General features: G+C 67.8%; 13 protein-coding genes and 1 pseudogene. 9 read left to right on the top strand and 5 right to left on the bottom strand.

All coding sequences use genetic code 11. The features are described from left to right. Positions 1-16 precede the first annotated feature (16 nt). Together tal and pgi are read left to right on the top strand one after the other, a co-directional pair. A complete protein-coding gene (gene tal / locus JHC36_RS00730; protein WP_287914613.1) occupies positions 17-1,009 on the top strand; it encodes a transaldolase in 993 nt (330 codons plus the stop codon). Beyond that, on the top strand, positions 978-2,564 hold the full coding sequence (gene pgi, locus JHC36_RS00725) for a glucose-6-phosphate isomerase (protein ID WP_287914611.1): 1,587 nt from the start codon (positions 978-980) through the stop codon (positions 2,562-2,564). The genes tal and pgi overlap by 32 nt, the downstream gene beginning before the upstream one ends. 964 nt (positions 2,565-3,528) lie before the next feature. Here the strand turns inward: pgi and JHC36_RS00720 are convergent. From JHC36_RS00720 to groES, 3 genes are all read right to left on the bottom strand, one after another. After that, positions 3,529-4,773, bottom strand: coding sequence for a DUF4382 domain-containing protein (locus tag JHC36_RS00720; protein WP_287914608.1), 1,245 nt, complete (start codon positions 4,771-4,773; stop codon positions 3,529-3,531). Positions 4,774-5,258: 485 nt separating this feature from the next. After that, entirely contained in the window at positions 5,259-6,899 is a 1,641-nt protein-coding gene (gene groL, locus JHC36_RS00715; RefSeq protein ID WP_124220865.1) for a chaperonin GroEL, read from the bottom strand. A gap of 60 nt (positions 6,900-6,959) precedes the next feature. Then, a complete protein-coding gene (gene groES / locus JHC36_RS00710; RefSeq protein WP_124220863.1) occupies positions 6,960-7,250 on the bottom strand; it encodes a co-chaperone GroES in 291 nt (96 codons plus the stop codon). A 203-nt stretch (positions 7,251-7,453) separates the two neighbouring features. Between groES and dinG the strand changes: the two genes are divergently transcribed. The 5 genes from dinG (at position 7,454) to JHC36_RS00685 (ending at position 16,465) form a co-directional block, all read left to right on the top strand. Beyond that, positions 7,454-9,709: an ATP-dependent DNA helicase DinG gene (dinG, locus tag JHC36_RS00705; RefSeq protein WP_287914602.1), complete on the top strand. Its 2,256-nt coding sequence runs from the start codon at positions 7,454-7,456 to the stop codon at positions 9,707-9,709. A gap of 192 nt (positions 9,710-9,901) precedes the next feature. Beyond that, positions 9,902-10,924, top strand: a complete 1,023-nt coding sequence (locus tag JHC36_RS00700; RefSeq protein ID WP_287914599.1) for a hypothetical protein — start codon at positions 9,902-9,904, stop codon at positions 10,922-10,924. A 9-nt stretch (positions 10,925-10,933) separates the two neighbouring features. After that, positions 10,934-12,472: a DNA polymerase Y subunit UmuC family protein gene (locus JHC36_RS00695; RefSeq protein WP_287914596.1), complete on the top strand. Its 1,539-nt coding sequence runs from the start codon at positions 10,934-10,936 to the stop codon at positions 12,470-12,472. Continuing rightward, on the top strand, positions 12,469-15,816 hold the full coding sequence (locus tag JHC36_RS00690; RefSeq protein WP_287914593.1) for an error-prone DNA polymerase: 3,348 nt from the start codon (positions 12,469-12,471) through the stop codon (positions 15,814-15,816). The genes JHC36_RS00695 and JHC36_RS00690 overlap by 4 nt, the downstream gene beginning before the upstream one ends. A gap of 256 nt (positions 15,817-16,072) precedes the next feature. After that, positions 16,073-16,465: a VOC family protein gene (locus JHC36_RS00685; RefSeq protein ID WP_124220851.1), complete on the top strand. Its 393-nt coding sequence runs from the start codon at positions 16,073-16,075 to the stop codon at positions 16,463-16,465. Positions 16,466-16,495: 30 nt separating this feature from the next. Here JHC36_RS00685 and JHC36_RS00680 read toward each other — a convergent pair whose 3' ends face one another. Next, entirely contained in the window at positions 16,496-17,395 is a 900-nt protein-coding gene (locus JHC36_RS00680; RefSeq protein ID WP_287914589.1) for a LysR family transcriptional regulator, read from the bottom strand. Between the two features lie 136 nt (positions 17,396-17,531). On the opposite strand from JHC36_RS00680, the gene JHC36_RS00675 reads away from it, so the two are divergent. After that, positions 17,532-18,212, top strand: a complete 681-nt coding sequence (locus JHC36_RS00675; protein ID WP_287914586.1) for an NAD(P)H-dependent oxidoreductase — start codon at positions 17,532-17,534, stop codon at positions 18,210-18,212. 49 nt (positions 18,213-18,261) lie between these two features. Here JHC36_RS00675 and JHC36_RS00670 read toward each other — a convergent pair whose 3' ends face one another. After that, a complete protein-coding gene (locus JHC36_RS00670; protein WP_287914583.1) occupies positions 18,262-18,726 on the bottom strand; it encodes a CZB domain-containing protein in 465 nt (154 codons plus the stop codon). Positions 18,727-18,979: 253 nt separating this feature from the next. On the opposite strand from JHC36_RS00670, the pseudogene JHC36_RS00665 reads away from it, so the two are divergent. After that, positions 18,980-19,165 (top strand): annotated as a pseudogene (locus JHC36_RS00665) (hypothetical protein); the annotation flags it as partial.

Below are 19,165 nucleotides of genomic sequence, written 5' to 3'. Positions count from 1 at the left end.
CTGATAATGGTGACGTATGAATACGCTCGATGCCTTGCGCCTATGGACCGTGGTCGTTGCCGACACGGGGGATTTCAACGACATCGCGGCCTACCGGCCGCAGGACGCGACCACCAACCCTTCGCTCATCCTCAAGGCGGTGCAAAAGCTCGCCTATGCGCCTTTGCTCGCACAGGTACAGGCCGCGCACGGCGCCGCGCCGCTGGATGAGCGGGTGGACCGGCTGCTGGTGCGCTTTGGCTGCGAAATTCTCGATCGCGTGCCGGGTCGGGTGTCGACCGAGGTCGATGCGCGGCTGAGCTTCGATACTGACGCGACGGTGGCGCGGGCGCAGCGGCTGGCGGCGTTGTATCGCGCCGAGGGCGTGGACACCGAGCGCCGCGTGCTCATCAAAATCGCCGCGACCTGGGAGGGCATCGAGGCCGCGCGCACGCTCGAACGCGAAGGCATCCACACCAACCTCACGCTGCTGTTTGCGTTTTGCCAGGCGGTGGCCTGCGCCGACGCCGGCGTTCGGCTGATCTCGCCCTTCGTGGGCCGCATTTACGACTGGTACAAAAAGGCTGCGGGCGCTTCCTGGGTCGAGGCCGAGCACGCCGGCGCGTACGACCCGGGCGTGCAGTCGGTGCGGCGGATCTGGAATTACTTTCGCCACCACGGCATCGCAACCGAGGTCATGGGAGCGAGCTTTCGCAACACGGGGCAAATTCTGGCCTTGGCCGGTTGCGACTTGCTCACCATCAGCCCGGAGCTGCTCGCGCAACTCGCGGCGAGCGACGCGCCGGTGGAGCGTGCGCTCGACCCGCAGGCGGCGCGCGCGATGGAGTTGCCCGAAGTGCATTACCGGGAGCCGGAATTTCGCTTCGCGCTCAACGAGGATGCGATGGCGACCGAAAAACTCGCCGAAGGCATCCGTGCCTTTTGCGTCGATGCGCGCAAACTCGACGCGCTGCTGGGTGCGGGGGGGGTAAAGGCCGATGGATTGGAGAGAGCGCCCGCGTTGCGATGAAACGCCCGAGTGGGCGGCGCTGACCCGGCTCGCTGCGGCGCAGCCGGATTTCGATGTGCGCGCGGCTTTTGCGCGGGACCCCGAGCGGTTCGCGCGTCTGAGCCAGGGCGCGCCTGAGCTGTTTGCCGATTGGTCGCGCAGCCGCATCGACGCGGCGGCCGAGGCTCAGCTGCTGGCCTTGGCGCGCGCCTGCGGGCTCGAAGCCCACCGCGATGCGCTCTTTGCCGGCGAGCCGGTCAACACCACCGAGGGCCGCGCCGCGCTCCACCCCTTGCTGCGCGCGCCGGCTGTGGGCAGCGCGATCGCGGGCTGGCCGACGCCCGCACTCGCGCCGCTGCACCGGGCGGTGCTCGAGACGCTGGAGCGGATGCTGGCCTACGCCGAGGCGGTTCGGGCCGACCCGGACATGACCGATGTGGTCAACATCGGCATCGGCGGCTCAGACCTCGGGCCACGCATGGCGGTGCAGGCGCTGGCCGCCTGGGGCGGCACCGGACCGCGCGTGCATTTCGTGAGCAACCTCGACGGGCATGAACTGGCCCAGACGCTCGCGGGCCTGGCACCTGAGCGCACGCTGTTCCTCGTCGTCTCCAAAACCTTCACGACCCTCGAGACCTTGACCAACGCGCATTCGGCCCGCGACTGGTTTCTGGCGCAGGGGGGGCGTGATGTGGCGCGGCATTTCGTGGGCATCACGACGGCCGTGGAGGCCGCGCGCGCGTTTGGGATCGAGACCACGTTTGGTTTCTGGGACTGGGTGGGCGGGCGCTACTCGGTCTGGTCGGCGGTGGGGCTGGCCTTGGCGATCGCGATCGGGGCCGAAGGCTTTCGCGCTTTTTTGGCCGGCGCGCATGCGATGGACGCGCACTTTTGCACCGCGCCGCTCGAGGCCAATCTGCCGGCGCGCCTGGGGCTGCTCGATCTGTGGAACCGTGACGTGCTGGGTTTTGGCAGCCGCTGCGTCGCGCCCTACCACGCGGGGCTGGCGCGGTTGCCGGCCTATCTGCAGCAGCTCGAGATGGAAAGCAACGGCAAGCGCGTCGATCTGCGCGGCCGCGCGCTCACGCTGCCGACTTCGCCCGTGGTTTGGGGAGAGCCTGGCACCAACGGCCAACATGCCTTTTTCCAGCTGCTGCACCAGGGCACGGACGTGATTCCGGTCGAGTTCCTCGCGGTCGCGCGCGCGCGCCATGGGCTGGTCGGGCATCATGCGGGCTTGATCGCCAATGCGCTGGCGCAGGCGCGGGCGCTGATGGTCGGGCAGGCTGATGCCGGCGGCCACCGGCATTTTCCCGGCAACCGGCCCAGCAGCTTCCTTCTGCTCGAAGATCTCACGCCGCGCAGCCTCGGCGCGCTGCTCGCGCTCTACGAGCACCGGGTGTTCGTGAGCGGCTCACTCTGGGGCATCGACAGTTTCGACCAGTGGGGCGTGGAGCTGGGCAAAGCGCTCGCGCGCGATCTCACCCCTCGGCTCTTGAGCGGCGATGTGACCGGCCTGGATGCCGCCACAGCGGGCCTGATCGGCCGTCTGGCACCGTTTTTCGAGAACAATTAACCGGACCCCAGCGCCAACCGGTCAGGTTGCGCTATCAAAAAGTGATCGTCGTCATGCCCGCACGGGCGCGGGTGTCGGCGTGAATACGCGCGAGCGTGAGCCCGCGCGCAAGGGCGTGTCCCGCGTCTGTGTGCGCGTAGCGTAGACGGCGCCAGGCCGGGGCATAATCAGCAATTCCACCCTATTCCCAAGCAACTCTGACCTATTCCGTCTGTTCGAGGGAAGGTAGGTCTGTGGCAGCATCTTGGTGTGCTGTTGCGGCAGCTGGGAGTGTTGGCGAAGACGGATGTGGATGTGGGGTGCTGAGCTTGAGTCAGCCCCATATTTGCGAAATCATAGCCCCTCGCGACCGCTTCATTTTGGGTACCTATCTCGAATTGGGGGTAGCAGCCTGTGGAGCTTGTGGGCGAAGGGCTGGTGCGGTGGGCAACCCTGTGGGCGGCGCAGTCCGTCTACAGGTGTTGTCCACGGCCGAGGGAGCGAAGCGACTAAGTAGGTCTTCCTCATCCTGGTCAACCCGGCAAGCGGTATCAGTCGCGCATGAATGCCGTTTTGCGTTCCTACGTTGAGGCGCACAAGGCGCACGCGAAATGACTGGCGCTGCCTGGCGGGATCGCATCTCTGTTCTCGAAACCCGTCTGGACGGGTTCCAGGCGGCCACCAGCAATCGAGACCGGAAATCAGTAAGCGGCTGGTGAACCCATCTTTTCAATAAAGCGTGGCTGAGCGAAGCTTGGGTTTTTTTCAGAGGCCCGATGCGATCAGACAAACTCGGTGAAGAGGGGATTGATGAGATTTTGGCTATCCTTGATCCGTCGTCCGACATCACAATCAAAGCTCGCTGATCTCTTCGCTGATGCGGCTCAGGGTGTCACACTGCGGGCACAGCCCGGAGTCGATCTCGTAACTGATGCCCTTGCTCTGCACAAAAGCCTCGGCGCTCACGCCGCTGGCTTTGCGTTCATCAATGATTCATTTCAAACGTGGTGTCGCTGCTTCCGGAAAGCCTGATCGGGCCGTTGGCCGCGGTCGTATTACCCGATTCCCCGTCCGAGGCATAGGCCTGGATCGTGATCGCCGGGGCCGTCGAGCTTTGGGTGAACTTCAGGGCACCGCTCGTATAGCTGGCGACGTTCGGCGCGACAGTCGGCAACACCATGGCATAGCTTTTTGTCGTCGTCGAACTGGTCGATTCAACGCCGTTGGTCTGGGCAATGCTAATTGTGACTGAGTTCAAAGACTCTTGCGCCACGATTAGGGTGTCCGCCTCCTGCTCGAGGGTGATGGTCCCGCTGTAGGTCGCGTCCTGCGTGCTGGTGATCGTGGGCAATGGTGAGCTGGAGCTGCCCAGCGTGGTGACTTGACCCACCGTCACGGGGACGCTCAGCACCACATTGGGCGCGATGTTCGGACTTGGCGTCCCGGACGAGGGCGCCGGTGGAGCGATCACCACGTTATAGCCGGTGCTGTTGGCCGGCAGCGGTGCCAGCGTGAACGTCGATGGGTCGGTGCTCGCGGCACCGGCCGCAGCCACTGTCGTCTTGACGATGTGACCCTGGTTGTCTTCCGCCATGACGACAGCCCCGGCAGCGGCTGTTGGCAGGTAGCCCGTGATGGAACCCGATTGCTCATCGTCGACCAGATTGAGCACCGGCTTGAGGATGTACTGGCCGCTTTTGCCCGCCATCACCACCGAGCGACAGGCATTGAAGTCTATCGTCAGGTTGACTTGACCGTTGGCCGCCACCGTGAACTGGCCATTGATTTTGTAGCCGCTTTGCTGCGCACTGGGCGTGGTCAATGGAACCTGCGTCGTCGAGCCCGTCGGCACGACATAGTTGGCATAGGAGCCGCCGTTACCCGTATTCGCGGCCAGGATCAGGCGCAGTTGCTGGTAGGTTCCAGCCGGCACGCTGATGCTGCCCAGGAACAGCTTCGCGCCGTTCGTCAAGGTCGTGAGGTTGACCTGGACAGGCTTCGGCAAGGTCAACGAATATGTGCCCGATTGACCGATCAACTCGATTGCGGTGACCGTCACGAAGACATTTTGCAGTCCGTTGCAAACGGGCGCGTCGGTCAGGGCAAAGTTCGCGGTTCCACTTGAAACACCCCCGCCTCCCCCGCCACAGGCGCTCAGGCCAAATGCCAAGGCCGCGGCGAGAGGCAGCAGAGTTCGGGGGCGCATCAGCGTTTTGGAGATGATTTTCATAGGAGGCTTCCTTCAGGAAGGATGATTGGCAGATTGCTTGCGTGCAGTGCACCCTCTATTGATCCGGCCAGGTGAAGATTGACCTCCGGTAGCCAGCTCCTGGCTTGGCGTCGTGTCTGGATCCCGGACTTCGCCATGGTAACGGGGTTCAAACATATTCTGGCCGGATCAATAGAACATGGGTAGGCCCATATTAAATGAGATTTGAGTGGAGGCGCATATAGCTGGCGCCTAGGTTGCCGCCACGCCACTTTGGCCCCAAGTCTTGGGTCTCGCAGGTGACTGCGTGAAAACCACCGCCGGTCACCCTGAGGGGGGCTGTGAAGATCTCCGATAGGCGCAACATTCTTGCGCAAACGGGAGAAAAACAGGTGGTATATGTTGGAATAAAAAAAGCCCCGCAGGCGAACCCGCGGGGCTTTTTTGGAAGTGGCTCTCGGTGGCGGGAGCCAGCCGGGCCCGCATGCGTGGACCCGGGCTGCGACTTACATCATGTCGCCCATGCCACCCATGCCGCCCATGCCGCCGGCGGCAGCGGGCGCTTCTTCCTTCGGCGCTTCGGCGACCATGCACTCGGTGGTGAGCATCAGGCCGGCGACCGACGCGGCGTTTTGCAGCGCGGTGCGGGTGACCTTGGTCGGGTCCAGAATGCCCATTTCGAGCATGTCGCCATAGGTGTCGTTGGCGGCGTTGAAGCCGAAGTTGCCTTTGCCTTCGAGCACCTTGTTGATGACGACGCTGGGCTCGCCACCGGCGTTGGCCACGATTTCACGCAGCGGCTGCTCGATCGCGCGCAGCACGATCTTGATGCCGGCGTCCTGGTCGTGGTTGTCGCCCTTGATCTCGCCAGCGGCCTGACGGGCACGCAGCAGCGCGACGCCACCACCAGCGACGATGCCTTCTTCCACCGCAGCGCGGGTGGCGTGCAAGGCATCCTCGACGCGGGCTTTCTTCTCCTTCATCTCGACTTCGGTGGCGGCACCGACCTTGATGACGGCCACGCCGCCGGCGAGTTTGGCCACGCGCTCTTGCAGCTTCTCGCGGTCGTAGTCGCTCGTGGCTTCCTCGATCTGCACGCGGATCTGCTTGACGCGCGCTTCGATGTCGGCGGGGGAGCCAGCGCCATCGATGATGATGGTGTTTTCCTTGCTGACTTCGACGCGCTTGGCCTGGCCGAGGTCAGCCAGGGTGACCTTCTCGAGCGTGAGGCCCACTTCCTCGGCGATGACCTTGCCGCCCGTGAGGATGGCGATGTCTTCGAGCATGGCCTTGCGGCGGTCGCCAAAGCCCGGAGCCTTGACGGCGCAGACCTTCAGGATGCCGCGGATGGTGTTGACCACCAGCGTGGCCAGGGCTTCACCTTCGACGTCCTCGGCAATGATGAGCAGCGGACGGCCGGCCTTGGCCACGGCTTCGAGCGTGGGCAGCAGGTCGCGGATGTTGCTGATCTTCTTGTCGTAGAGCAGCACGAAGGGGTTTTCGAGGATTGCGGCCTGCTTGTCCGGGTTGTTGATGAAGTAGGGCGACAGGTAGCCGCGGTCGAACTGCATGCCCTCGACCACTTCCAGCTCGTTTTGCAGCGATTTGCCGTCTTCGACGGTGATCACACCTTCTTTGCCGACTTTTTCCATCGCATCGGCGATGATCTGGCCGATCGAGCTATCGCTGTTGGCCGAGATCGAGCCGACCTGGGCGATTTCCTTGCTGGTCGTGGTGGGCTTGGATGCCTTCTTCAGCTCGGCGATCAGGGCGTCGACGGCCTTGTCGATGCCGCGCTTGAGGTCCATCGGGTTCATGCCCGCGGCCACGTACTTCATGCCTTCGCGCACGATGGCTTGCGCCAGCACGGTCGCGGTGGTGGTGCCGTCACCGGCGTTGTCGCTGGTCTTGGAAGCCACTTCCTTGACCATTTGCGCGCCCATGTTCTGGAGCTTGTCCTTGAGCTCGATTTCCTTGGCGACCGAGACACCGTCCTTGGTGACGGTGGGCGCGCCGAACGAGCGCTCGAGCACCACGTTGCGGCCTTTGGGGCCGAGCGTGACCTTGACCGCGTTGGCCAGGATGTTCACGCCTTCAACCATGCGGTGGCGTGCATCTGCACCGAAAATGACGTCTTTTGCTGCCATGTCTGTTTCTCCGTATTCAAAAAAGGGTAGGTTTCACACGCGAAGTGCGCTGGGCGGGATTCACTTCTCGACGACCGCGAACAGGTCGTCTTCCTTCATCACCAGCAGTTCTTCGCCATCGACCTTGACGGTCTGGCCGCTGTACTTGCCGAAGACCACGCGGTCGCCGACCTTGACCGTCAGGGGCTTGACTTCGCCCTTGTCGTTGGTGCGGCCCGGACCCACGGCAATCACTTCACCCTGATCGGGCTTTTCGGCCGCGTTGTCGGGAATGACGATGCCGGAGGCGGTCTTGGTTTCGCTTTCGACACGCTTGACGATCACGCGGTCAGCCAGAGGACGCAGTTTCATGAGATCTCCTATGGGTTAGATGGATGCACGTTGGATGGAGCGGGAAGCGTCGGCGGCTCAGGCTGCCGGCACTCCCTTCACTCTGCGGGCGCGAATGTTAGCACTCGCGCGAACCGAGTGCTAATGATACGGTCAAACCGCGTGCTTTCAAGGCCCCGCGCGGCATCCGGCCCGCGCGCGCTGTGTGCAACACTTCCACCTTCATGTCTGCCGATACCGATGCTTCCGATGCCCTCGCGCGCGACGCGCTCGCCGCGTTCGATGCCGTGCTGGCGGCGGGTGCGGGTGAGCTGCGCCCGCGTCCGGGCCAGCGCCGCATGGCCGAAGCCGTGGCGCAGACGTTTTGTGCTGTCACGCTGGGCAAGCCCGAGCAGACCGCCGGCGGTGGTGAGGCCGCGCCGCGCCGCGCGATTGCCGTCATCCAGGCGGGAACGGGCGTGGGCAAATCGCTCGCCTACAGCGCACCGGCGATTGCGCTGGCGCTTGCGCGCGGCACGCGGGTGCTGATTTCCACCGCCACGGTGGCGCTGCAGGAGCAGCTGGTGAACAAGGACCTGCCCCAGCTGGCCGCGCAAATGCCGCAGCCGTTTCGCTTTGCGCTCGCCAAGGGGCGCGGGCGCTATGTGTGCAAACTCAAGCTCAACCGTCTCAGCGGCGGCGAAGAGGTGGCGCTGTTCGACGAAGACGCCGAGCCCGACGAACCGCTCGACGCCGGCGCGGCCAGCCGCCACAGCGCGAGCGCGCGGCTGCAGTTCTACGCCAGCCTCACGCAGGCGCTGGCCTCCAAGCTCTGGGACGGCGACCGCGACAGCCTGCCCACGCCGCCCGAGGCGGACCTCTGGGCGCCGGTGGGCGCCGACGCGCGCAGCTGCACCGGGCGGCACTGCCCGCTGTTTGGTCAGTGCAGCTATTACGAGCGACGCAAGGAGCTCGTGGGCGCGCAGGTCATCGTGGCCAACCATGATCTGCTGCTGTCGTCGCTGGGCGCGCGGCTGCTGCCGGAGCTGGATCACTGCCTGCTCGTGCTCGACGAAGCGCACCACTTGCCCGCCACTGCGCTCGACCAGTTTTCGCACGCAATGGATCTTTCGCGCACGCTCTGGCTCGAGCGCCTGGCGACCCGCGTGGTGCGTACGGGCGGTTTGCTCGCGGTGTCGGAGGTCGTCGACGTGCCGCGGCTGGCTGGGCAAATCCGCCAGACGCTGGCCGATCTGGCGCGCCTGGCCATGGACGCCTGGGGCGACACGCTGCGCGCCGGCGGCGATGCTTTTGGGCCCGCGCGGGTGCGGCTGCCGCGCGGCGCGCTGCCCGAAGCCTTCGACGAGCCGCTGCAACTGCTGCAGGCTACGTCCGAAGCGCTGCTGGCCGCCGTGAGCGCCGTCGCGCGCGCGCTCAAGGCCGAGATCCGCGACAAGCCCGACGAGGCGCGGCGCCTGTCGGCGTTGTATGCGCAGATCGGCACGCTGGCGCCGCGCCTCGACGACGTGTATGCCACAGCCCGCGCCTTGCTCGCGCCGCCGGTCACCGCATGGCGCCCGAGCGACGCCGCGCCGGATGCGTCCGATGCGCCCCCGGGCGAGGTCGGCCTGCCGATGGCCAAATGGTTCAGCAGCAGCGTCGAAGGTGATTTCGTCGTGCTGCGCGCGCACGCCAGCCCCATCCTCAGCGGCGCGACCCTGCGCACGCACCTCTGGCCGCAGGTGCGCGGCGCGGTGCTGACCTCGGCCACGCTCACGAGCTGCGGGCAGTTCGACTTCTTCCTGCGCGAAAGCGGCCTCGCGGCCGACCCCGACGTGCGCGCGCTCGAGGTCGAAAGTCCGTTCGACTACGCAACCCAGGGGCGCTTCACCATCGTCGAAACCCGCGCCGACCCCAAAGACGCGGCCGCCTTCAATGCCGAACTGGCCGAGCGCCTCGTCGCCGATCTGGCCGCCGTCGAGCGCGGCGCGCTGGTGTTGTTCACCTCGCGCGAGCAGATGCGCGTGGCCGTGCAGGCGCTGCCGGCGGATCTGCGCGCGCGCGTGTGGGTGCAGACCGAATGGCCGCGCAGCGTGCTGCTGGCCCGCCACCGCGAGCGCGTGGCGGCCGGCGAGCCGTCGATCATTTTCGGCATGCAGTCCTTTGGCGAAGGCTTGGACCTGCCCGGCGCCTTGTGCGAGCACCTCTTCATCACCAAGCTGCCGTTTGCCAGCCCCGACGACCCGGTGGAGGAGGCGCGGGCCGAGTGGCTGCGCGCGGCCGGGCGCGACCCGTTCAACGAACTCGTCATCCCCGCCACCGCCATCCGCCTCGCCCAATGGGCCGGCCGCGCCATCCGCACCGAAACCGACCACGCTTACGTCACCTGCTACGACCGGCGCCTGACCCGCACGGGCTACGGCAAACGCCTGCTGCGCGGCCTGCCGGGTTTTCCGCTGGTGCGGCGCGACGTGGAGGGGCGGGAGACGGCGCTGGGGTAGGGCGCTGGGGTAGGGCGACCCTGAGCAAGCCCCTCGCGCGCGGGTTTGCGTTTCGGTCGAAGCGATCTATACTGTACAAACATACAGTTGATTTGTTTTTCGGCCCGCTTTTGACACCGTTTTCGCTTCCGCTCGTCCCATGGCCCTGGGCCGGCCGTTTTCAGGGCGGGCCGCAAGCGCGCCATTCTGCATATGCCTGCCGTTTCGCCTGTCCCGCCGACTTCGCGCCTGTCGACCCCGGTCCCTGGGAGCGAGGCGGGCCTGGCTGCGTCGGTGGATGGAGTGCAGGCCGCGCCGCAGGGTTGGCGGACGCGGCCCGATATTTGGCGCGCCGATGCCTTGGGTACGGCCCCTGTGCGGGTGTGTGCCACGGGGCACGCGGCGCTGGATGCGGTGCTGCCCGGTGGGGGGTGGCCGCTGGGGGCTTTGGTCGAGGTGCTGCAGCGCGCGCCCACGCAGGCGCTGTGGCGGCTGCTCGCGCCCGCGCTGTCGGCCCTCGACGGCGCGGTGGTGCTGGTGGGCGCGCCGCTGCCGCCGTTTGCGCCGGCGCTCGAGGCGCAGGGCATCGCGGCGCAGCGTTTGCTGTGGGTGCGTGCGCGCACGCCGGTCGAGCGTGCCTGGGCGGCCCGGCAGGCACTGGGCTGCGCCGAAGTGGGCGCGGTGTTGCTGTGGTTGCATGGGCCGCTGTTCGCAGGGGCGGCCGGTGACGGGGCTGCGGAGGACGCGATGCCGGTGCCGACACCGCCGTCGGCCTCACCCCAGCCGCCGCGTGCCCGCCGCGTTGCCGAACCACCGTCCGAGGCCCTGCTGCTGCGTCGCTTGCATCTGGCCGCGCAGGGCAGCGGCCGGCTGCTCGTCGCGCTGCGTCCCGAGGCGGCGCAGGCTGCGCCGAGCTGCGCGGTGCTGCGGCTGGCGGTGCAGGCCGAGGGCGACGAGCGGCTGCGCGTGCAACTGCTCAAGCGGCGCGGGCCGCCGCTGGCCGAGCCGCTGGGGCTGCCCCGCTTTCCGGCGCGCTTGCAGGCTTTGCTGGCGGCGCAACCGGTGTACCGGGCGCGGCTGCGCGCCGGGATGGCGCGCGGGGCCGTGACCGCTCCCACTCCTACTCCTGCTTGCGCTCCCATGCCGACACCCGCCGCTGCGCCGGCCACCGAGTCCTTGCCGGCGTCCGTGTCCGCGGGGCCGGGCGGGTCGCCGCAGCCGCTTGCCCTGGCATGAGGGTTGGCCATGACCCGACCGAGCGAGCATTGGCTGGCGCTGCGGCGGCCCGCCGCAGACGAGGCGGAGGCGTTGCCGGCTGGGGTCGACCGGTTGCTGGCTTGGCATGCGCTGCGCTTCACGCCGCGCGTGGCCTGGGTGGAGGATGCAGCGCCCAACCCGGCCACCGCTTCCCCGTCCACACCGGCGCCCACGCGCCGCCGCGCACAGGCCCGCTCGGGCGATGCGGCGGCGCGCACGCTGGTGTTGGAGATCGCCGCGAGCGAGCGGCTGTTTGGCGGCCGCGCCGCCTTGATTCGGCGGTTTTTTGAGGAAATTCCGCCGATTCCCGGCATGAAATGGGCGCAAGGCGCTACGGTTTGGATAGCGGTTGGGCGACTCGACATGCCGCCGATCGCTCCGGTGGACGAGGCGGGGTCGGCGCCGGCGATCGAGTGCGGCGCCCGCGTCGCGCCCGAGGCTTTGCCGCTGGCGGCGCTGGCGGCGGCGCGGCCGCATCTGGACACGCTGGCGCGGCTGGGCTGCCGCAGCTGGGGCGAACTGCGTGCTTTGCCCCGGGCGGCGCTGGCACGGCGCTTGGGGCCGGCTTTGCTCGAGGCGCTCGATCAGGCTTGGGGTTTGCGGCCGACGGTGCTGCCATGGCTGGTGCTGCCCGAGCGCTTCGACGAGGCGGTCGAACTGCCGTTTGCGCTCGAGTCGGCGCCGGCGCTGCTGGCCCACGCGCAGGGCCTGCTCGCGCAACTGCGGGCCTGGCTGTGCGCCCGCACGCAGGGGGTGTTGGCGCTCGAACTCATCTGGCAGCACGACCGCCGACGTGACGGCCCGGTGCAAGGCCGTCTGCCGCTGCGCACCGCCGAGCCGACCGCCGACCTCGAGCACATCGAGCGGCTGCTGGCCGAGCATCTGGCGCGCGTCGTCTGGCCTGCGCCGGTGCAGCGCGTGCGGTTGCGCGTGCGGAGAACCGCGCCGCTCTCCACGGCCAGCGAGAGCCTGTTGCCGCTGGCGGCGGGCGAGCGTGCCGACGCGCTGGCCTGGCACGCGCTGACCGAGCGCTTGTCCGCGCGGCTGGGCGCCGGTGCGGTGCTGCGCGTGCAGCGCGAGGCCGACCCCCGGCCCGAAGCCATGCAGCGCTGGGTGCCGGCCGATGCTTCTAAAAACAGAGCAATCAAAGTCCAGTTTTCGCTGGCCTACCCAGGAAAGACCGCCAAAAACGGCACGCCGGAATGCGGCTCGGCGATGCCGGCTGCGTTGCTGCCGTCCTGGCTGCTCGAGCGCCCGCTGCGGCTGGCGCTGCGCGGCGAGCGGCCGCTGTACCAGGGGGCGCTTGAGCTGCGCGTGGGGCCGCAGCGCATCGAGGCCTTGCGCTGGGACGCCGCAGCAGCCGCACCCGACCCGCAGGCCCTGGTGGCCCAGCGCGACTACTTCATCGCCGAGAGCCCCGGCGCTGGCCTGGTGTGGGTGTTCCGCGAGCGCCGCCGCCACCGCGCGCACACCGATGCCGACGCCGGTGAGCAAGCGCAGTGGTTTTTGCACGGGTTTTTCGGATGAGCCTCTGGGCACCCACCGACCCCCAGCCTTCGGCCTCGCGCCTGCACCCGCCGCTGCCCGGCTATGCCGAGCTGCATGCCCGCAGCGCCTTCAGCTTCGGGCTGGCAGCCTCGCAGCCCGAGGAGCTGGTTGCGCGGGCGCATGCGCTGGGCTACGCGGCGCTGGCGCTCACCGACGAGTGCAGCGTCTCGGGCCTGGTGCGGGCGCACACCGAGGCCAAGAAGCTTGGCTTGAAGCTGCTCTGCGGCGCCGAGTTCGTCCTCTCCGTCGAGGCGGCAGAGGCAGCAGGTTCCGCTCCGACCGCCGCCGCATTGCACCTCATCGTGCTCGCGCGCGACGCCGTGGGCTGGGCGGCGCTGTGCCGCTTCATCACCGATGCGCGCCGCGCCGTGCCCAAGGCAACGCTGCATCCGTTCCCGGGCGGCGCGGCGCGCGACGGACCGGTTCAGCCTTGCCCCAAGGGCCAGTACCGCGTGCGCTGGGCCGACGTGACGGCGGCGCGGCTGCCGCAGTGCGAGCTCATCCTCGCGCCCGCGCGGCTGCATCGGCATGCTCTGGATTTGGAAGCACTGCAGCAGCGTTTGACGCTGGCGAAGCGGGAATTCGGTTCCCATTGTTGGCTTGCGGTGGAGCTGCTGCACCAGCTCGACGACGCGCTTTGGCTCCGCGAGCTCGAAGCCCTCTCGGCGGCCAGCGGCGTGCCGCTCGTGGCCGCTGGCGACGTGCGCATGCACCGCAGAGCGCGCAAACCCCTGCTCGACGTGCTCACCGCCGTGCGCCTGGGCCGGCCGCTGGCCGAATGTGGCGGCGCGCTCGAACCCAATGCCGAGGCGCATCTGCGCGCGCGGCTGCGGCTGGCCGCGCTCTACCCCGTGCCGCTGCTCGAGGCCACGCTCGAAGTCGCCGCGCGCTGCCACTTCAGCCTCGACGCGCTGCGCTACCGCTACCCGCGCGAGACGCTGCTGCCGAGCCACACGCCGGCGCAGACGCTGCGCGCGCACACGCTCGCGGGCGCGGCCACGCGCTACCCCGCGGGCGTGCCCGAGAAGGTCATGGCGCAGCTGGAGCACGAGCTCGCGCTGATCGAGGAGCTCGGCTACGAGATGTATTTCCTCACCGTGCACGACCTGGTGCGCTTTGCGCGCAGCCACGGCATTCTGTGCCAGGGGCGCGGCTCGGCGGCGAACTCGGCCGTGTGCTATTGCCTGGGCATCACCGAGGTGGACCCCGCGCGCATGAACACCTTGTTCGAGCGCTTCATCAGCCGCGAGCGCAACGAGCCGCCCGACATCGACGTCGATTTCGAACACCAGCGCCGCGAGGAGGTCATCCAGTACCTCTACGCCAAATACGGCCGCGACCGCGCCGCCCTCACCGCAGTCGCCATCGCCTGGCGGCCGCGCAGCGCGCTGCGCGCGGTGGGCGCGGCGCTGGGCCTGCCCGAAGCGCTGATCGCCGCCTTCGCACGCGAGCACCCGCCGCTGTATGCGCGCGAAGTCTGCGCCCAGCGCCTGGCCGACACGCTGCAGCGCCTCGGCCCCGCCGCGCCGCCGGTGCCGCCCGCGCGGCTCGAGCTGTGGCTCGCGCTCAGCGCCGAACTGCTGGGTCTGCCGCGCCACCTCTCGCAGCACCCGGGCGGCTTCGTGCTCACCGACGGTCCCATCACCGAACTCGTGCCGGTGGAAAACGCCGCCATGCCCGGCCGCACCGTCATCCAGTGGGACAAGGACGACCTCGACGCGCTCGGCCTCATGAAGGTCGACGTCCTCGCGCTGGGCATGCTCAGCGCCATCCGCCGCTGTCTCGAACTCGTCAGCGAACGCCGCGGCGCGCCCTTCCGTCTGCAAGACATACCCGCCGACTGCCCCGCCACCTGGGCCATGATCGGCGCGGCCGACACCGTGGGCGTGTTCCAGATCGAAAGCCGCGCGCAGATGAGCATGCTGCCGCGGTTGAAGCCGCGCTGTTTCTACGACCTCGTCATCGAAGTCGCCATCGTGCGCCCAGGCCCGATCCAAGGCGGCATGGTCCACCCCTACCTGCGGCGTCGTCAGGGCCTCGAGCCCGTTCGCGACGAGCACCCCGCGCTGCGCGAGGCGCTCGCGCGCACGCTGGGCGTGCCGTTGTTTCAAGAGCAGGTCATGCAGATCGCCATGCTCGCCGCGGGTTTTACCGCGGGCGAAGCCGACAGCCTGCGCCGCGCCATGGCGGCGTGGAAGCGCAAGGGCGGCGTGCAGGCGTTTTACGAGCGCATCGTCGGCGGCATGCTCGCGCGTGGCTACAGCGCGGCCTATGCCCAGAGCCTGTTCGCGCAGATCGAGGGCTTTGGTGAATACGGCTTTCCCGAGAGCCACGCCGCGAGCTTCGCGCTGCTGGTGTGGGCCAGCGCCTGGCTCAAATGCCACGAGAGCGCCTGCTTCCTCGCCGCCTTGCTCGACAGCCAGCCGCTCGGCTTTTACAGCCCGAGCCAGCTCGTGCAAGACGCACGCCGCCACGGTGTCGAGGTGCGGCCCGTCGATGTGTGCGCCAGCGACTGGCGCTGCACGCTGGAAGAGCCCGCGTCCCCGCCGCCGACCGCAGCCGCCGCACCGAGCGCACAGCCCGCCGTGCGCCTGGGCCTGCAGCAGGTCAGCGGCCTTGCGGAGGCTGCAGCACAGCGCATCGTCGCCGCGCGCCGGCAGCGGCCGTTCGAGAGCGTGGCCGACCTCGCGCAGCGCGCCGCGCTCGACGCCGCCATGCTCGACCGGCTCGCTGCCGCCGACGCACTCGCCACGCTCGCCGGCCACCGTCGCCAGCAGACCTGGGCCGCCGTGGCCCCGCACCGCGGCGTTGCGCTGTTGCGGCAGGCCCCGGTGCAGGAAGCCGCCCACGAGGCCGCACCCGCGGCACTGCGCGCTCCGCCCGAGGCCGAAGACATCGTGTTCGACTACGCCGCCACCGGCCTCACGCTGCGCCGCCATCCGCTCGCGCTGCTGCGGCCGCAGCTGGCCGAGCGGCGGCTCGCCACCGCCGCCGAGCTGCAAGCTGCGCCGCACCGCCGCCTGGTGCGCGCCTGCGGCCTCGTCACGATGCGGCAAAGCCCCGGCACGGCCAAGGGCGTGACCTTCCTCACGCTCGAAGACGAAACCGGCATCGTCAACGTCATCGTCTGGCCCGCACTCAAAGAACGCCAGCGCGCACCGCTGCTGCACGCGCAACTGCTCGCCGTCTACGGCCAGTGGCAGCGCGAACCCGCAAACGGCCCCGGCGCCGTCTGTCACCTCATCGCCGGCCACCTGCAAGACCTCACACCGCTGCTTGGCCGCCTCGCCGATACCGCGCCCAGCAGCCGGGATTTCCGCTGAACGCCGCCGACCCCGCCCAGCCGTGCACGCGCGAGCGCTTGCGGTCACAATCACGCGCTAAGGCAACGCTGAACCAGTCCCTCACGCGTCGCGCATCCCGGCTGCGGGCGGTCTGCTTCGTTGCAAATCCTCGCCATAGCTGCGGCTATGGCTGCGGTTTGCGCCTCGCATATCATCCCGCCGCCGGGCGCGCACCATCGCGGGAACTTATTCAGCGTTGCCCTAAGTTCTGCTTTCCCACCGAGGAGACCCACGCATGTTCAGCCACGTCATGATCGGATCGAACGACATCGAGCGATCACAGCGGTTCTACGACGCCGTGCTCGGCGTGCTCGGCGTCGGCGAAGCCGTGCGCAACCGCAATGCGACCGGCCAGATGCGGCTGTTCTACCGCCACGGCGGCGTGACCTTCTGCATCACCGAGCCCATCAACGGTGAGCCCGCGACCTGCGCCAATGGCTTCACCCTCGGCTTCAAATGTGAATCCGCCGAGCAAGCCCGGCAATTCCACGACACCGCCGTCGCGCACGGCGGCGTGTCGATCGAAGACCCGCCCGGTCTGCGCGAGGGCCAACTCGGCGCGCTCTACCTCGCCTACGTGCGCGACCCCGACGGCCACAAGCTCTGCGCGCTGTACCGGCCGAAGTAAGGCCGGCCTTCATCGATCGCGCCGTCGGGGTCAGACTCCGTCCTCGAACAGGTGCGCCTGCAAATACTCGAGGAACACCGCGGTTTTGAGCGGCAACCATTTCCGGGCCGGGTACACCGCGTGGATCGGCGGGCCGGGGTTGAGCCGGTACTCGGGCAGCAACTCGACGAGTGCGCCGCTGGCCAGTTCGGCAGCGACCAGCAGCCGGTCGATCACCGCCACGCCCGCACCGGCGCAGGCCAAGGCCGCCAGCGACAGGCCGTCGTTGACGCGGATCGAGCCTTGCGCGCGCACCGTCATGGCGTTGCCATCTCGCTGAAACGTCCAGCTGTCCCAGACGCTGTTGCCGCTCATGAACAGCAGGCAGCGATGCTGCGCCAGGTCCTGCGGCGTCTGCGGTCTTTGCGCGTGTTCGAGGTATTGGGGCGCAGCGACCAGCACGCGCGGGTTGTCGGCGATTCTGCGCGCGACCAGGCTCGAGTCTTCGAGATGCGCCACCCGCAGCGCCACGTCGATCTGCTCGGCCACGAGGTCGATCAGCCGGTCTTCCACCTGCAGCGTCAGTTCCACCTTCGGGTAGGCGCGCGAAAACGCCGCCACCAGCGGTACGAGGTAACGCTGGCCGAGTGGGCGGGGGCAGGTTACGCGCAGCCGCCCGCGCACCTCTTGCTGAAACTGCCCGGCGATCTGCTCGACGTTGCTCAAAGACCGCTCGATCTGTTGCGCTTCGAGCCAGACCGCCTCGCCGACTTCGGTGAGCGTCAGCGTGCGCGTGGTGCGCTGGATCAGCCGTGCACCCAGTTCGGCTTCGAGCCGCGCGAGCTGCCTGGAGACGACCGACTTACCGCAGCCCAGCCGCGCGGCGGCCTTGCTGATGCTGCCGGCGTCGACGATGGCGGCGAAGGTCGCGAGGTGCAGGGGGTTGGGCATCGTTGATCGCGCTTTTGTTGCCTGATTAGCAACAGTATTGTGTCGTATTGGGTCTATGCAACGCGTGAATCCAGCCCTACATTGGTTGCCAAGGTGCCGAGCGCACCTGTCGTTTTCCGTTTTTCAAGGATCTCTCATGCCCATTCTCTCGTCTTCCACCCCCTCGACCGCCACCACCGCTGAACCGCTGCTCGAACGGCTGCGCTGGCGTTACGCCACCAAGGCGATGGACCCGAGCAAACCCGTGCCGGCCGAAAAGGTCGAACGCATCCTCGAGGCCGCGCGACTGGCCCCGACCTCGAGCGGTCTGCAGCCCTATGAAATCATCGTGGTCACGAACCCGGCGATCCGCGAGCAGATCCGGCCGATCGCCTGGAACCAGGCCCAGATCACCGATGGCTCGCACCTGCTCGTCTTTGCGGCCTGGGACGACTACACGCCCGAGCGCATCAACCACATGTTCGACCTCACCAACGAGGTTCGCGGCTTCAAGAACGAAGGCTGGGAGAACTACCGCCAGATGCTGCTGGCCACCTATCCGCAACGGGGTGCCGAGCTGAACTTCCAACACGCAGCACGCCAGGCCTACATCGGGCTCGGCGTGGCGCTGGTGGCCGCCGCTTTCGAGGGCGTGGACGCCACGCCGATGGAGGGCTTCGATCCCGCTGCGCTCGACCAGATCCTCGACCTGAGGGCGCGCGGCCTGCGCAGCGTGGCGATGCTGCCGCTGGGCTATCGTCTCGAAGAAAAGGACTGGCTCGTCAAGCTCGAAAAAGTGCGCCGCCCGCGCAGCGCCTTCGTGACCGAGCTGAACTGATCGAGAAGGGGCGGCTCGCCACGGGGGCGCGCCTCCTGGGCCATGGTCCTCAAGCGCGCTTGCGACGAATCTTCTTGACCTCGGTCACGATGGCTTCGAGCTGGTCGAGCTCGGCGATGACGTTTTTGGAAAAGCCCGCGAACTGCGTGGCCAGCATCTTGCGTGCTTCCGCCTCACGTCCGGCCTTGGCCAGCGCGACGACATTCGATGCAGCGTAGTGGAACATCTTGTGATGGCCTTTGAGTGCGGTGAAGCCGGGAAAGCGCCCCAGGCGCTGCTGGCCGGGGCCGTAGATCCACTGGCCCAGGTCACAACGGTTGTCGAAGCAAATGGTTTCGGCATTGAGATCTTCGGTGGACGCGCCGTCGAGATAGGCCTGGAGACGAATTTTCCAGTTTTCGTGCGCCGCCTTGGCCATCTGGATGTCGAGCGCATCCATGGCTTGCGCGGCCTCCTCGGCGATCTGGCTATCGTTGACGGAGTTGCCAAAGAAACTCTTGAAAAATCCAAACATCGCGATGCCCTTTGAATACCTGTGATCAACCCGGCCCGGCAGGCCAAAAATGAATCGTAGCAGTGCAGTAAGGGGCGTTCAATCCGTCAGCTCCAAGTCAATGACGGTTTCGTGACCGAGTTCACACGGGCGTGCGCTTTTGAAATCAGCCGATCGGGTTTGCACCCAATTAACACCGTCCGCGGCTTCGGCGTAGAGTGGCGAACGGTCAAGGGCAACACTGAGCCGGTGGGCTCTGTCTTGGAGGTGCGCAATGGCTGTCCATGCTACGCTCGATGCACCGTCGCCTGCACCCTTGCGTTGGCGCGACGGCAAGCGCTACGCCTGGCTGTTGTCGCTGGCGGTGCCATTGCTCGTCGCCGCGGGGCCGCTCGTCTGGTTGCAGACGGGCGAGGCCTGGACCTTGTGGCTGCCCGCGCTGCTGCTGTACGGGCTGGTG

This window comes from Tibeticola sp., assembly GCF_022759015.1.
Lineage (GTDB): Bacteria > Pseudomonadota > Gammaproteobacteria > Burkholderiales > Burkholderiaceae_C > Tibeticola > Tibeticola sediminis.
The sequence above is the reverse complement of the archived record's forward strand: the minus strand, read 5'-3'. Positions and strand labels throughout refer to the sequence as shown.